Raw genomic sequence first — 14,487 nt, 5'->3', positions numbered from 1 at the left:
AAGGAAGGTCCCGGGCTCGTGAGCCCGGGACCTTCCTTTTCCCGATATGTCAGGGTCCGGGGCGTCAGGACGCCTTGGGCGTCGAGTACATTTCCTCGATCACGGCGTCGAAGTCCTTCATGACCTGGGCGCGCTTGACCTTCAAGGACGGTGTGAGGTGGCCGGAGGCCTCGGTGAAATCTGACGGCACAATGCGGAACGACTTGATGGCCTCCGCGTGGGAGACGGACTGGTTCGCGTGGCTGATCAGTTCCTGGACGGCCGCCCTGACCAAAGTGTTGCCGGCAGCGTCCGCCGGAGTGGTGGACGTTGGAAGGCCATGGCGTTCCAACCAGCCCGGCAGGGCTTCCTCATCGAGGGTGACCAGCGCGCCGATGAAGGGCCGGTTGTCGCCGACCACCAGGACCTGGGAGACAAGTGCGTCCGCCCGGATTTGGTCCTCGAGGAGGGCCGGCACCACGTTCTTGCCGCTGGCCGTGACGATGATTTCCTTCTTGCGGCCCGTGATCTTCAGGAAACCCTGTTCATCCAGTTCGCCGATGTCACCTGTGCGGAACCAGCCGTCCACGAAGGTGTCCGCAGCAAGGTCGTCGCGCTTGTAATAACCCTTCATGACGCAGACGCCCTTGGCGAGGATTTCGCCGTCGTCGGCGATCTTGACCGCATTGCCGGGAAGCGGTGCCCCTACCGTGCCGATCTTGATCAGGGACGGGGTGTTTACTGAAATGGGCGCCGTGGTCTCGGTCAGCCCGTATCCTTCCAGGATCTGCAAGCCGATACCGTGGAAGAAATGCCCTAGCCGTTCGCCTAGGGGGCCACCACCGGAGACGGCGTGACTGACGTGGCCCCCCATTGCCGCGCGGAGTTTCCCGTACACCAAACGGTCGAAGACGGCGTGCTTGAGCCTCAGGACGAGCCCGACGGAGCCGGACTGCTGCGCCTTGGAGTAGGCGATTGCCGTGTCCACTGCCTTATGGAAGATGGCGCCCTTGCCACCGTCCTCCGCCTTGGTGAGGGCCGAGTTGAAGACCTTTTCGAAGACGCGGGGAACGGCGAGGATGAACGACGGCTGGAAACTCTGGAGGTCGCCGAGAAGGTTCTTGATATCCGGGGTGTGGGCGACCTGGGAGCCGGCTGCGACAGTCAGGACCGAGATGAAGCGGGCAAAGACGTGGGCCAGCGGGAGGAACATGATGGTCTTGGCGTCCTCATTGACGACGTCACCAAGGGAAGCCAGCGCGTTCTCTGAAAGTTCCACGAAGTTGCCGTGCGTTAGTTCGCAACCCTTGGGGCGCCCGGTAGTGCCGGAGGTGTAGATGATGGTGGCGACGTCGGCAAGCACGGCGCTGCCGCGGCACAACTCGAGTTCCTCGTCGCTGATCCCGCTCCCGGCGGCGCGGAGGGTATCAAGGCCGCCTCCCTCAAGCTGCCAGACATGGGCAACTGAGCTGAGGCCTTCAGCCGTGACGGCTTGGCGGATGATGTCCTCGTGGTGTGGGGACTCGGCGAATGCCGCAACGGCGCCCGAATCGCCCAGGTTCCAGGCCACCTGTGACGGCGATGACGTTTCGTAGATCGGCACGGAGATGCCGCCCGCAAACCACACGGCGAAGTCCACGAGGGACCATTCGTACCGGGTCCTGGACATGATGCCCACGCGGTCGCCTACCGCGACGCCGCTAGCGATCAGGCCTTTTGCCAGCGCGGACACGTCGTTGAGGAATTCAGTTGCCCGGATGTCCTGCCATTGGCCGGCGCCGTTGAGCTTGGCAAACAGGGCGGGGTTGGATGGCTTGGCGGCCTGACGAACCACGAGGTCCGTGATGTTGGTTTCGGGGGCAACATTCACCAAGGGCGGAACGCTGAATTCACGCACGATAGCTCCTTCGATATCAACAGACCATTGCGGGGCTGCTCTAACTCTATACGGCCAAGTAACGGGTGCGGCGCAATTCACCAATTTCAAGTTACTGATGAGTAACATTACGTGAAGTGTGCCATTCATCCAATGCAGCTGGGTACAACGCCCGTTCATACAAGGCGCATGTCCGTACATATGCGGCACTCGGAATAGGATGGCGGCATGCCTCTGAATTCATCCAACGACCAGACCACGGCACGCGTTCGGAAGATTTCCTGGTCCGGTTCAACCGCAACCGGCCGGCGCCCCGGCTCCACCGATGGCGGCATTCGCTGGGAGTCAGTTCCATGGGCCGCGCGCCGCTCCCATCTAGGCCGCAGGGGATTGGCTATCGGGATCGACATCGGCGGCACGAAAGTGGCCGCGGGAGTTGTGGATCCCTCGGGCCATGTAGTCGATGAAGCGCGGCGCTCCACCCCGGGCAATGATGCCCGGGCCGTGGAGCAGGTAATCGTCGAGCTTGTCCAAGAGTTGAGCAGAAGCCACCGGATTGCTTCAGTGGGGATCGGCGCCGCCGGTTGGATGGACCTCGACGGCGGCACGGTGCTGTTCAGCCCGCATCTCGCTTGGCGCAACGAACCGCTGCGGGAGAACCTGCAGAGCTTGCTGCGGCGCCCGGTCCTGGTCACCAACGACGCCGACGCAGCCGCTTGGGCTGAATGGCGCTTCGGCGCAGGGCAGGGAGAGAGCAGACTTGTCTGCATCACGCTCGGCACCGGCATTGGTGGTGCCATGGTCATGGACGGACGCGTGGAACGTGGGCGATTCGGAGTAGCGGGGGAGTTCGGGCACCAAATCGTGGTGCCCGGCGGGCACCGCTGCGAATGCGGCAACCGGGGCTGCTGGGAGCAATACGCGTCTGGGAACGCGCTCGGCAGGGAAGCCAGGGAGCTGGCCCTGCGGAATTCCCCGGTTGCCTACGAATTGCTCAAGGCTGCCGGAGGCACTGCGGAGAACATCACGGGCGTCACCGTGACGGAACGGGCCCAAGCGGGGGACTCCGCCTCGAGGGAGCTCCTGGAAGAAGTGGGGCACTGGCTCGGGCTCGGCCTTGCGAATCTCGCGGCAGCGCTGGACCCGGGAACGTTTGTTATCGGCGGCGGCCTGTGCGATGCCGGCGAGCTTCTTGTGGGCCCCGCGCGGACCGCATTCACTCGGAACCTCACGGGCCGTGGCTTCCGGCCGGCAGCCGCCATCAAGCTTGCGGCTCTCGGGCCCCGGGCAGGGATGATCGGTGCCGCCGACCTGTCGCGGGTCAGCGGCAGGGCGCGCGGCTAGCACAAGCTCCGCTGTCCGGTAATCCGAGGCGCGGCAATCCCTTAGACGCGGGCGCCGTCGTCGTTCTCGTCTTTTTCCTGGGGCAGTTTCATGATGAGGTACACCACCGAAGCTAAAAATGCCGCCAAGATGCCCATGACGGCCAGGAGGGGCGCCGAGCGCCAGAACATTGCGGTAAACAGCAGGGCAAGGGGACCGCCCACGGCTCCGAGCCAGGCGAGCATTGTCAGCGGTTCAGTACCGGCCAGGCTCGGTGGATCCTCCGGCACGAACCCGCCCTCGTCCTCGACTTCAAAGTCACGCGGACCGGTCGCCCCGCTGCCTTCGTCTTCGCGTGCGCCGGGTTCATCGGCAGCGCCCCTCCTAGCCAATCCAAGGGGATCGAAGTCCTGGAAAGAGCGGGACGTCGATGTACCCGGAACAGCGTCCGGTCCTGGACCCGGTTCTGTTCCGGGATCCTTGGGGAGGCCTCCCGCCGGCCGCGGTTCGTCGAGCGGCGAGGAAGGCATCGACTCAAGCCGCGCCACCAGATCCAGCCAGACGGCGTCGTCGTCGTTGTTGGCGCTCTGGTCCGGTGAGTCCGGTCCAGGCCTATTCATGGGGTATGTCCCGGAGTTCGGCGCCGGACGGGCGGGCAGGGGCGGAGCTGTTGGCCAGTCCAGCCATCGTTTTCCGGATGAATTCGGCCGAGCCGCGGAAGATTTCCAGGGCATCGTTGTCCAGTGTGGCCACGTGGTAGCTGTTCGCCAGCATGCTGAACTCCATCGGAGCTGTGACACGCTCCCTCAACTGCTTGATGCTTCGGTCCGAAACCACGTGGTCCACGGAAGAACGGAAGACGCGCACTGGGGCGGAAATCCGGGGGAGGAGAGTGACCGTGTCCTTGTACATCTTCTTCAGCTCATGGGCCGCGGCGACCGGAGTCCTCGGGTAGGCGCCCTCGTCCATGCCTGGTTTGAGGATGTCATTGGCAATGGCCGGGGTGGATTTCATGACGTGCTTGAGGACGCCAACCACTGCCGCGCGGGGGTCGTCAATCACCAAGCCAGGGTTGACGACGACTGTGCCGGCGACGGGGCGAGTGGCCGCGATCCGGAGAGCCAGCGTCCCGCCCATCGACAGGCCGGCAGCGAAAACGAAATCGCACTCGGCCTGGAGCTCGAGATACGCCGCATCCACAGCATAGTGCCACTCCTGCCAGTGCCGCGTAGCCATGTCCTGCCACGTGGTCCCATGGCCCGGAAGCAAAGGCAGCCGCACGGCGTAGCCTTCCGCTGCAAGATGCTCCGCCCACGGGCGCATGCTGTGCGGACTGCCCGTAAAACCGTGGCTCATCACCACGCCGATGCTCGGTCCACTACCGGTGAAACTGCTGGCGTACGGGGAGGGATCAGGGAGAGTGTTCATGATGACTCCGAGGCTACTCTGTTGGCGGCATGCTGCGGGAAAAAGGTGGTCGATTCCTCTAGTATTGTCGCCGCGTCCACATCAAGGGTGGCGACATGGCCATAGCAAATCGCTACCCCGGTGCCGGCGTTTGGACCGTGGCCGGGGTAGTGCAAAGGGCCAATGACGCCCGGAACACTGCTTTCCGTCATGAGTCCATCGTGTCACTGTTCTGGAGATTTCTCACTGGAGTAGGGTGGCTTTTGAGTGCCGGCCGGGACCGTCCGGACGCCCAGCAGACGCCGCCCCGGAGAGGAACCAAAGTGTTCTATTGGGTCATGAAAGGGATCTTTTTGGGTCCGGTTCTCAAATTGCTGTTCCGTCCTTGGGTCAAGGGCCTCGACAATGTTCCGCACGATGGTCCCGCGATTTTGGCTTCCAATCATTTGTCTTTTTCGGACTCGATCTTCATGCCGGTGATGGTGCCTCGACCCGTCAGCTTTCTGGCAAAGTCCGAGTACTTCACGGGCACCGGACTCAAGGGCAGGCTCACGGCCATGTTCTTCCGACTCACCAACCAGTTGCCCATGGACCGTTCGGGTGGGGCTGCGTCCGAGCTGTCCTTGCAAGCCGGCAGGGATGTCCTGGCTGCCGGCGGCCTGTTGGGGATCTACCCCGAGGGCACCCGCAGTCCCGATGCCAAGCTGTACCGGGGCAAAGTGGGCGTCGCCAAACTTGCGCTCCAGACGAGGGTACCCGTTGTTCCCGTAGCGATGATCGGCACTGAAAAGGTCCAACCCATCGGCAAGCGTTTGCCCAATATCCGCCGCATCGGGATCATCTTCGGCCAGCCGCTCGACTTCAGCCGGTACTACGGCCAGGAGGAAGACCGCGCCGTCCAACGGGCCGTGACCGATGAAATCATGTACGAGCTCATGCGACTCTCGGGGCAGGAATACGTGGACGAATACGCCGCCATCGTCAAGCAGCGACTGGCCGGGCAGCTTCCAGGCCCGGAGAGCGGCAGCGGAACAATTCCCGCCGATGCCGGAACTGAAGAGCAGCCCGGGTCCGCCGGCGGATCGGAGCCGGACGACGGCGACGATGGAGTGTCTGGAAAAGTGTGACGGCCCGGCGAATATCAGTTACGGCAGCTGTGCGCCGAACAGCGGGCAAGGCAACTAGTCTTGGAGAGTGACTGAGCTATCCGCGAACCCCGCACCGTCCGTGACCGGCCCCATGACTAGTTCCCTGGGCAGCCCCCTGACCAGTACTGCGCAAAGTGGCGCGGCAAACTATCCCGGCTTGGACGATTGGCGCCAACTGCCTATCTCGCAGCAACCCACCTGGACTGATAGGGGCGTCTTCGATGCCTCCGTCAAAGAACTCTCCGTGCTTCCGCCGCTGGTTTTCGCCGGCGAAGTCGACATATTGCGCGAGCGCTTGGCCGCGGCAGCCCAGGGCAAGGCTTTCCTTCTTCAAGGTGGCGACTGCGCGGAGACTTTCGAGGATGCCACAGCCGACAAGATCAGCGCCCGCGTCCGTACTATCCTGCAGATGGCCGTTGTCCTAACTTATGGCGCGGCCATGCCCGTCATCAAGATGGGCCGCATGGCCGGCCAGTTCGCCAAGCCGCGATCCTCGAACGAAGAGACCCGCGACGGCGTGACGCTACCCGCCTACCGTGGCGACATCGTCAACGGTTACGACTTCACTCCGGAGTCCCGGGCCCACGACGCCAGCCGCATGCTGAAGGCGTACCACACCTCGGCCTCCACTCTGAACCTCATCCGCGCCTTCACGCAGGGCGGCTTCGCGGATCTTCGCCTGGTGCACCTCTGGAACAAGGGCTTCACGGAAAACCCCGCCCATGCCCGCTACGAGTCCTTGGCGAGAGACATCGACCGCGCCATAAAGTTCATGGCGTCCTGCGGTGCCGATTTCGAAGCCCTCAAGCGCGTGGAGTTCTTCGCGAGCCACGAGGCGCTACTGCTTGACTACGAGCGTGCCCTGACCCGCATCGACTCCCGCACGGGCCTTCCCTACGACACCTCCGGCCACTTCCTCTGGATCGGGGAGCGTACGCGTGAGCTCGATCACGCGCACGTGGACTTCCTTTCCCGTGTCCGCAACCCCATCGGCGTCAAGCTCGGTCCCGGAACCACCGGAGACGACGCGTTGCGGCTCATTGACAAGCTGGACCCGAACCGCGAGCCAGGCCGCCTCACCTTCATCACCCGGATGGGTTCCAAGAACATCCGGGAGAAGCTGCCCGCCGTCGTCGAGAAGGTCACTGCCTCAGGCGCGCAGGTTCTCTGGGTTACGGACCCGATGCACGGGAACACGGTCACCTCGCCCAACGGGTACAAGACCCGCAACTTCGACGACGTCGTGGACGAAGTCCGCGGTTTCTTCGAGGTACACCACGCCCTGGGCACTGTACCGGGTGGCTTGCACATGGAGATGACCGGCGACGACGTCGCGGAATGTTTGGGCGGCGCCGACCCCATTGACCAGGACGCTTTCCTGGACCGCTACGAGTCGGTGTGCGATCCCCGCCTGAACCACATGCAGTCCCTTGAGATGGCATTCCTTGTTGCTGGGGCCCTCACAAAGCGGTAGTCCAGCGAGCAGGCCGCATACAGGAAAGGCGATCCGGAATGTTCCGGATCGCCTTTCCTGTATGCGGGGCGTCCTACACGACGGTCAAGGTGACGACGGAGCCTTCCGGTGCATCGCTGTCCACGGGGTTCTGGTCCCGGACTGTGCCGAAGAAGCCACCCAAAACGTTGTTGATCTTGACCTCGAATCCCAGCGATTCCAAGGCTTTGCGTGCCGCATCCGCCTGCTTCCCGATGAAGCTGGAAACATGAACGAGTTTCGGTCCCTTGGACAGGGTCAACGTGACCGGCTCGCCACGGGTCAAAGTGCCGTTGGCAGGGGTCTGGCTGACCACGGCCCCCGCGGGAACCTTCTTGTCATTGACGGGTTCCGGCGCAATTTTGGCGGTCAGCCCGGCGTCGCTGATCGCTTTAACAGCTGCTTGCTGGGTCATCCCACGGACATCGGGGACGGGCAGGGGCTGAGGTCCTTTCGAGACCACCAATGCCACCGGCGTGCCGTGGCGGACTGCCGTGTCCTGAACCGGGGACTGGGAGATGACCGAGCCTGAAGGCACTCTTTCGTCATACTGCTCTGTAACGTTGCCGAGCGTCATTCCTGCCGTGCCGAGGGCATTCTTGGCCTGGTCCAGCGTGAGGCCCGTCATCGCAGTGAGCGGAAACAACTGCGGTCCCTTCGAAACGAAGAGCGACACGGGTTGGAACTTCCGGATGACCTGGCCGGATGCGGGCTCCGTGCCAACCGCTAGCCCGGCCGTGACCTGGTCGTCGAATACGTCCCTCGGTTCAGACTGGAAGCCGGCGGTTCTCAGTAACTGCTGGGCTTCCGCAACCGTCTTGTTTTTCGTGTCCGGAATGGTTCCGGGCGAGCCTGGCCCCATGCCGAAGAACCAGCCCGCGGCGGTAGCGAGGATTGCGAGGACAATCACGACAACCGTCCAGATCACGGCACGGCGGCGCGGATTGCCTTCCTGCAAAGAGCGCGACGGGGTGGCCGCGGCGCGGACGCGGTCCTTTTCTTCCTGGCGAGCCATTCTCTTGAGGTCGCGTTTGCTCGCCGGTGCAGACCGCTCCGTGGGCAACACAGCTTGAACCGTCGTCTCACCGGGGGAGAAGCCCGACGGCGGCAGCACCGTGGTCGGATTGCGCTGGCTTGAGATGATCTCCGTCGGGCGGCCGATTCTTTCCAACGTCTCCGTGCGTTCGGCATGGAAGGGGGCGACTACCGCGGTTGCCCCGGTCTCTTGTGCGCTTTCGGCCCCCGCGGCAAGCGCCTTGGCGGCAGGCGGGCTGATGTCCAGCTGTGCGTCGCTCAGTGTTGTCCGGATATGCCGCAGTTCCGACAAGAGTGCAGAACCGTCCACAGGACGCTCTTCGGGTTCCTTTGCGGTGCACCATTGGACGAGTTCGTCAATGTCCGCGGCCAGTCCGGGAACAGCGAGCGACGGCGGCACGACGCTCGCGTTGACGTGCTGGTAAGCCACTTGGATTGGAACGTCGCCGGAATAGGGTTGCTCGCCGGTAAGCATCTCGTAAAGCATGATGCCGGCAGAGTAAATGTCGCTCCGGGCGTCGGCGGGCTTGCCTAAGACCAGTTCGGGAGCCAAGTAGGCAACTGTGCCGATCAGGGCGCCAGTGCTCGTGGTCGCCGTCACCGCGCGGGCCAAGCCGAAATCGCCCACCTTGATGCGGCCGTCGTCGGCGATCAGGACATTCTCTGGCTTCACGTCGCGGTGTATCAGCCCCGCTGCGTGGGCGGCAGCCAGTCCTTCGATGACCGGGTCTATCAGTGCAAAGGCCAGCCGGGGCGGGAGCGCGCTCTTTTCGTTGAGGACATCGCGGAGCGTATGCCCTTTGATGTATTCCATGACGATGTACGCAACGTGGCCGTCTTGTCCCTGGTCGAGGACGCCGACCACATGGGGGTGGGACAGGCTGGCGGCCGCCCGAGCCTCGCGCCGAAGGCGGTCAAGGAAGTTTTGGTCGTTGGTCAGATGCGGATGCAGCACTTTGAGCGCCACCTCGCGGTCGAGTCGCTCGTCAGTGGCGAGGTAGACAGTCGACATTCCGCCGCCCGCTAAGCGCGATCGGACGAGGTAACGCCCGTCCACGAGGGATCCGAGGAGATGGTCCGAAACTTGTTCCTGCACCCTACGATCCTAGTTGAGCAAAAACATGGGCCCGAATCGGCATGCGATCCGGGCCCATGTTTGCGGCGTGGTTCAGCTGAAGTTTTTCTTGTGAGCCAGGATTGCGGCCACGTAGGCCTTGGTGTCGTCGTACATGCCGTACTTGCTCACCGAGTACTGGCCCTGGTAGTAGCCTGCGATGGCCGTGTTCACGTCCTTGCTGGTGTTCACCAGGGCCCGAATGATCGCGACGCCGGCAGTGACGTTGTCGTACGGGTCGAGAAGGTTGAGCTTGCGTCCTACCAGTTGGGAGGCCCATTCGCCGGAGGAGGGAATGACCTGCATGGTGCCGATGGCGTTGGCAGGTGAGACTGCACGCTGGTTGAAGCCGGATTCCTGGAAGGCGAACGCCATGGCCAAGGAGGGGTCTACGCCCATGCGGCGGGCAGTGTCGGCGACGATCCCCTTCATCTGGGCGGTGCTGGGAACCGGAGCAGCATTGAGGAGCGCCTTGTTCGCGTTGGCTGAACTGACGACAGCCGCCGGGTAGGTGTAGCCCAGGAATGTGCTCGGGACCAAGGGGGTAGTGACGGGAGCAGGAGCGGCGGGAGCGCCGGGGATGGCGAGCTTCTGGCCCGGGTAAATGATGGTGCTCATGGACAAGTGGTTTGCCGAGAGCAGGGACGAGAGGGAGACGCCAAGGCGGGACGCAATACCGCCCAAAGTGTCGCCGGACTTGATGGTGTAGGCGCCGGTGTCGACAAGCGCCGGCGCTGCCGGCGCGGGAGCCGGAGCAGGTGCCGGCGCCGCAGGAGCCGGTGCGCTTGTTCCGGACCCGACCTTGATCTGCTGTCCCGGGTAGATGATGGACCGGCCGTTAAGGCCGTTCCAGCTGAAGACATCGGACAGGGCCACTCCATTGCGGGCGGCAATACCGCTCAGAGTATCGCCGGGCTTGACGGTGTAAGTCGCTGCCCCGGATGACGACGACGGGCTGGGGGCCGGGCTTGACGCGGCCGGTGCTGGCGCAGCAGTCCCGGAACCGGACAGCTTGATCTGCTGCCCTGGGTAGATGATGGTGTTGGCCGAGAGCCCGTTGAGCTCCAGCACTGTGTTGGTGTTCAGCTCGTAACGGGCAGCGATGCCGCTGATGGTATCGCCCCGGACGATCGTGTACATGGCCGGAACAGCTGGAGCCATCGGTTGCATGGAAGCCGGGATTGTCGAAGCAACGGCAGACGCCGGAATGACGTTGGCGGACACGGCCGAAGCCTGCGCCTCCATGGCGGCGGCCAGGGTGGCCGGCATCCGCTGAGGCTGTACCGCCGGCAATGCAGTTGCCGATTGGGCGAGCGCCAGTGAAGAGAGCATGACGACGGGCAGGGCCGCTGTTGTGGCCGCAATTTTGGGCATGCTCGTTGTTTTCTTGGGCGAGCGGGGCGTCGTCATGGGAGCAATCCTCATCTCAGCAGCGGATATTTGGGAATGCCGCTGTTGCCAGTGATACCAGTGTTACTAAAGTGGGTAGTGATGCAAATGTGATCAATGTGAATCTCTCACATTTTTCGGTTCCGCACAAGAAATCCCAGGGTTTTCGATTCTTGGGCATTCACGGCCATAAATCCTGCCCTTGCCGCCGGGCTGGCTAGGCGCAAAGCGCACAGGCGTGGCAATCTTGATCCGTGAGTAATCTAGAAAGCCTCGTTTCCGATTGGCTGCCGCTGCCCGATGTGGCAGAGCTGCTGAACGTTTCAATCACCAAAGTCCACGGTCTTCTGGATGAGCGTGCAGTTGTGGCTGTGAGGGTTGGCGAACGGAACATCCGTTCGATTCCCGCCCTCTTCATCCAGGACGGTCATGTGGTGGACAGCCTGAAGGGCACCATTGCAGTGCTTGGCGATGCCGGGTACACGGATGAGGAGCTCATTGCATGGCTCTTCACCCCGGATGAATCGCTGCGTGGCCGCCCTGTCGATGCGTTGCGTGAAGGGCGCAAGACTGAAATCCGACGCAGGGCCCAATCGCTGGCCTGGTAAAGGACCCGCCTTTAATGCAGTGGTGGCGGCAGGAAGCTGCCGCCACCACTGCATTAGGCCTGATATTCAGGCTGCTTTTCACCCGGATTTAGTCAAGAGTTCATGCGGCCCGGCTGACAGCGGCTTCGGCCAACTGCCGGAGGGCTGTGAGTGGCAGTTCAGCCAGGGGTAGGCGGTCCAACGCCTCGAAAGCTTCGTTGCTGAGCTCTTCGATCATTGCTTCCGTGGCTTCGAGCGCTCCGCAATCCACGATGATGCGCCTGATCTCGGCAACCTCGGCCTCACCGAGGTCCTGCCTGCCGAGCATGGAGTCGATGTAGGCGGAATCTGGAACTCCGGCTTGGTTGATGGCAAAGCCGACCAACACGGTCCGCTTGCCTTCGCGCAGGTCATCGCCCGCTGGCTTTCCAGTCATCCCGGGGTCGCCGAATACGCCCAAGACGTCGTCGCGCAGCTGGAATGCCTCACCAAGAGGCAGCGCGAAGGCGGAATAGCCTTGAAGGAGCTCTGTGCTTGCGCCGGCCAAGGCGCCCCCAAGCGCCAGGGGGTGTTCTGTCGAATACTTTGCCGACTTGAAACGGATGATGGACTGGGCTCGCTTGACGGCACCCGCGCGGTCCCGAACTGGACCTGCTACTTCCTCCAGGATGTCCAAGTACTGCCCTGCCATGACCTCGGCGCGCATCAGGTTGAAGATCCGCCGCGCAGAGGTCCCGGAAGCAGCCCTGGCGCCGATCTGTGTGAACGCCTCCTCGCTGAAGGACAGGCACAGGTCCCCGGTGAGAATAGCGGCAGCATGCCCGAAACGTTCGCTGTCGAGTGCCCAGCCCTCGCGCTCATGGAGTTGGCTGAACCGTTTGTGAACGCTGGGACCTCCGCGCCGGGTATCAGAGCGGTCGATGATGTCATCGTGAATCAGGGCTGCGGCTTGGAAGAGTTCCAAGGCGCAGCCGGCCGTGATGATGTCCGGATGCGCAGACTCACCTCCGGCACCTCGCCACCCCCAGTAGCACATCAATGCCCGGAGGCGCTTCCCGCCTGTCACAAGGTTCGTGATGGAGCCCATGAGGGGAGTGACATCGGAGGATATGGTCGACATGGTCTCTTGTTGGGCACCAAGGAAGCCGTTAAGTTTGGCGGCGACGTCGGCAACAAAGCGGCCCTGTTCCGCAGCGAGGCTTTCGGTAGTCACTTGACGGACCCGGCGGCCACGTTGGCGCCGATGGTGAATGTGGATTTCCCGGTGTTTTCCACCACCGAGATATTTACCGTTTCATTGTCCCCACGCAGGAAGTCTTTTGATTTGATACTTCCCACAGTGTTCCCTGGAACTTCCTTGAAACCCTGTGCCGTGAGCGCAGATGTGTAAAAGGCCACCACGGCGTCAGCGGGCGATGCAATGGTGCCGACTAAGGCCACCGAAGCCGGGGAGGTGTTCTTGTCGAAACTGCTGGACTCGACGGCTGCCTGGGGCATCAGGGGAATCAGTTGTTGCGGAAACCCCGGTACGAGGGCTCCGACGGTCGCGGACGCCCCCGGGTTGGCCGTGGAAGAAGTAGTCGCCGCGGGGCTTGACGAAGCAGCCGCCGGCCCGGACGATGTTGGCGCCGGCCCTTGGGATACCGTGCTCGCAGGGGACGCCCCGCAAGCCGAAATGGTCAACGCGACACCCGTGGCCAACAGGGCCAGGCTGGCGGGTTGAGGCTTTCCAAAGAGCTTCACAGGGATTTCCTCCTGGGGACGACGCCGGATGCTGCTTCCAGCTTAGGGTGCCGGAAGCTGCCTCCAGTTTAACGGGTACAGCGGCATAGGATTTCCTTGTGAAACCATACGCAGAGGACCCCGGGCAAGGATTCACCCCGAATCCAGCTGCGTTGCGGGAGCTCAGGCGCACCAGCATCCTCCACGTGGACATGGATGCCTTCTTTGTCACGGTTGAATTGCGCACCCGTCCTGAACTCCGCGGAAAACCTGTCATTGTGGGCTTCCCGGTGGATCGCTCCGTTGTGCTGTCCGCCTCCTACGAAGCGCGTGCCTTGGGCGTAAGGTCGGCCATGCCCATGGCCAACGCCATGCGGATGTGCCCCAAAGCGGTCATCATCGAACCACGCCACAGCCTCTACTACGAGGTCTCCCGGCAGTTAATGGGAATCTTTGAATCAATAACTGACCTCGTGGAGCCCCTGAGCGTCGACGAAGCTTTCCTGGACGTCGGCGGGGCGATCAGGAGATTGGGTCCGCCACTTCAGATCGGACATCTGATCCGGCGCCGTGTCGCCTCAGAGCTAGGAATTACGGCGTCCGTCGGGATTGCCGCCAACAAGTTCGTTGCCAAAATTGCTTCCACGCGCTGCAAGCCCGACGGCCTGCTACTCATTGAGGCGGACCAGACCGTAGCGTACCTGCACAGTCTTCCCGTAAGCGCCTTGTGGGGAGTCGGGGCCAAGACTGCCGATGTCCTTGCCAGGCTGGGAATCCGCACCGTTGCCGATGTTGCGGCAACGCCCCTTTCTTCCTTGAAAAGGGTACTCGGAGCTCCGGGAGAGCACGTCCACCGATTGTCCATGGGTTTGGATCCCCGGCCGGTCACGCCCACACGCTTGGAAAAGAGCATTGGCTCCGAAGAGACTTTCGCGGTCGATACCCCGGACGATGCACTGCTGCACCGCGAGTTGCTCAGGCTCTCCCACCGCACCGCTTCACGGCTACGGACTGCCGGGATGCTGGCCCGGACAATCGCGCTGAAGCTGCGCTATGCCGATTTTTCGACAATCAGCCGCAGCAAGACGATGCACACACCGGTGGACAGCGCCCAGCTCATCTATCAAGTGGCGAGCCAACTGCTTGCATCCTTGGGGGACAGGCCCATGAGCGTGCGCCTTGTTGGTGTACGGGCCGAGCAGCTCGAGCCGGCCGAACACGCCTCGCTGCAGTTGAGCCTCGATCGCAGGGACGACAATTGGCGGGCTGCTGAGCAGGCGTTGGACCGCGTCAGCGAGCGATTCGGCAGTAAAACCGTTCTTCCGGCGAGGCTTCTGGAACCGCAGACAGAGCCCAATGAGCCGGGATCTCCTTAGCTGTCGAAGAGCTCCTTGTCTGCCTCCGGCGTGTCTTTC

The 14,487-nt window shown here is 62.9% G+C and carries 13 protein-coding genes; 6 read left to right on the top strand and 7 right to left on the bottom strand.

Annotated features, from left to right (window positions below; genetic code table 11):
* Nucleotides 1-64: 64 nt before the first annotated feature.
* Nucleotides 65-1,876 (bottom strand): AMP-dependent synthetase/ligase, encoded by a 1,812-nt coding sequence (locus tag AC3ANQ_RS14895; protein WP_488301760.1) that lies wholly within the window; start codon nucleotides 1,874-1,876, stop codon nucleotides 65-67.
* A 207-nt stretch (nucleotides 1,877-2,083) separates the two neighbouring features.
* Between AC3ANQ_RS14895 and AC3ANQ_RS14890 the strand changes: the two genes are divergently transcribed.
* Nucleotides 2,084-3,199 (top strand): ROK family glucokinase, encoded by a 1,116-nt coding sequence (locus AC3ANQ_RS14890; protein WP_488301759.1) that lies wholly within the window; start codon nucleotides 2,084-2,086, stop codon nucleotides 3,197-3,199.
* A 41-nt stretch (nucleotides 3,200-3,240) separates the two neighbouring features.
* Here the strand turns inward: AC3ANQ_RS14890 and AC3ANQ_RS14885 are convergent, their stop codons facing one another.
* Both AC3ANQ_RS14885 and AC3ANQ_RS14880 read right to left on the bottom strand, forming a co-directional pair.
* Nucleotides 3,241-3,798 carry a hypothetical protein gene (locus AC3ANQ_RS14885; protein ID WP_488301758.1) on the bottom strand — a complete coding sequence of 186 codons (558 nt, stop codon included), beginning with the start codon at nucleotides 3,796-3,798 and terminating at the stop codon, nucleotides 3,241-3,243.
* Entirely contained in the window at nucleotides 3,791-4,606 is an 816-nt protein-coding gene (locus AC3ANQ_RS14880; RefSeq protein WP_488301757.1) for an alpha/beta hydrolase, read from the bottom strand. The genes AC3ANQ_RS14885 and AC3ANQ_RS14880 overlap by 8 nt, the downstream gene beginning before the upstream one ends.
* Nucleotides 4,607-4,908: 302 nt before the next feature.
* On the opposite strand from AC3ANQ_RS14880, the gene AC3ANQ_RS14875 reads away from it, so the two are divergent.
* Both AC3ANQ_RS14875 and AC3ANQ_RS14870 read left to right on the top strand, forming a co-directional pair.
* Nucleotides 4,909-5,712 carry a lysophospholipid acyltransferase family protein gene (locus AC3ANQ_RS14875; protein WP_488305338.1) on the top strand — a complete coding sequence of 268 codons (804 nt, stop codon included), beginning with the start codon at nucleotides 4,909-4,911 and terminating at the stop codon, nucleotides 5,710-5,712.
* A gap of 67 nt (nucleotides 5,713-5,779) precedes the next feature.
* Nucleotides 5,780-7,207: a class II 3-deoxy-7-phosphoheptulonate synthase gene (locus AC3ANQ_RS14870; RefSeq protein ID WP_488301756.1), complete on the top strand. Its 1,428-nt coding sequence runs from the start codon at nucleotides 5,780-5,782 to the stop codon at nucleotides 7,205-7,207.
* A 73-nt stretch (nucleotides 7,208-7,280) separates the two neighbouring features.
* Here AC3ANQ_RS14870 and pknB read toward each other — a convergent pair whose 3' ends face one another.
* Nucleotides 7,281-9,356 carry a Stk1 family PASTA domain-containing Ser/Thr kinase gene (pknB, locus tag AC3ANQ_RS14865; protein WP_488301755.1) on the bottom strand — a complete coding sequence of 692 codons (2,076 nt, stop codon included), beginning with the start codon at nucleotides 9,354-9,356 and terminating at the stop codon, nucleotides 7,281-7,283.
* 72 nt (nucleotides 9,357-9,428) lie between these two features.
* Nucleotides 9,429-10,784 (bottom strand): lytic transglycosylase, encoded by a 1,356-nt coding sequence (locus AC3ANQ_RS14860; RefSeq protein WP_488301754.1) that lies wholly within the window; start codon nucleotides 10,782-10,784, stop codon nucleotides 9,429-9,431.
* A 233-nt stretch (nucleotides 10,785-11,017) separates the two neighbouring features.
* Here AC3ANQ_RS14860 and AC3ANQ_RS14855 point away from each other — a divergent pair, with 233 nt between their 5' ends.
* Nucleotides 11,018-11,371, top strand: a complete 354-nt coding sequence (locus AC3ANQ_RS14855; protein ID WP_488301753.1) for an Rv2175c family DNA-binding protein — start codon at nucleotides 11,018-11,020, stop codon at nucleotides 11,369-11,371.
* Between the two features lie 100 nt (nucleotides 11,372-11,471).
* Here the strand turns inward: AC3ANQ_RS14855 and AC3ANQ_RS14850 are convergent, their stop codons facing one another.
* Together AC3ANQ_RS14850 and AC3ANQ_RS14845 are read right to left on the bottom strand one after the other, a co-directional pair.
* On the bottom strand, nucleotides 11,472-12,563 hold the full coding sequence (locus tag AC3ANQ_RS14850) for a polyprenyl synthetase family protein (protein ID WP_488301752.1): 1,092 nt from the start codon (nucleotides 12,561-12,563) through the stop codon (nucleotides 11,472-11,474).
* Nucleotides 12,560-12,847, bottom strand: coding sequence for a hypothetical protein (locus AC3ANQ_RS14845; protein WP_488301751.1), 288 nt, complete (start codon nucleotides 12,845-12,847; stop codon nucleotides 12,560-12,562). Before AC3ANQ_RS14845 ends, AC3ANQ_RS14850 begins: the two co-directional genes overlap by 4 nt.
* A gap of 70 nt (nucleotides 12,848-12,917) precedes the next feature.
* Between AC3ANQ_RS14845 and AC3ANQ_RS14840 the strand changes: the two genes are divergently transcribed.
* Together AC3ANQ_RS14840 and dinB are read left to right on the top strand one after the other, a co-directional pair.
* On the top strand, nucleotides 12,918-13,073 hold the full coding sequence (locus tag AC3ANQ_RS14840; protein ID WP_488301750.1) for a hypothetical protein: 156 nt from the start codon (nucleotides 12,918-12,920) through the stop codon (nucleotides 13,071-13,073).
* 118 nt (nucleotides 13,074-13,191) lie between these two features.
* Nucleotides 13,192-14,448, top strand: coding sequence for a DNA polymerase IV (gene dinB / locus AC3ANQ_RS14835; protein ID WP_488301749.1), 1,257 nt, complete (start codon nucleotides 13,192-13,194; stop codon nucleotides 14,446-14,448).
* Nucleotides 14,449-14,487 lie beyond the last annotated feature (39 nt).

Source organism: Arthrobacter sp. DMZ02-1R (genome assembly GCF_057747935.1).
This window is presented reverse-complemented; position numbering and strand designations above follow the sequence as displayed.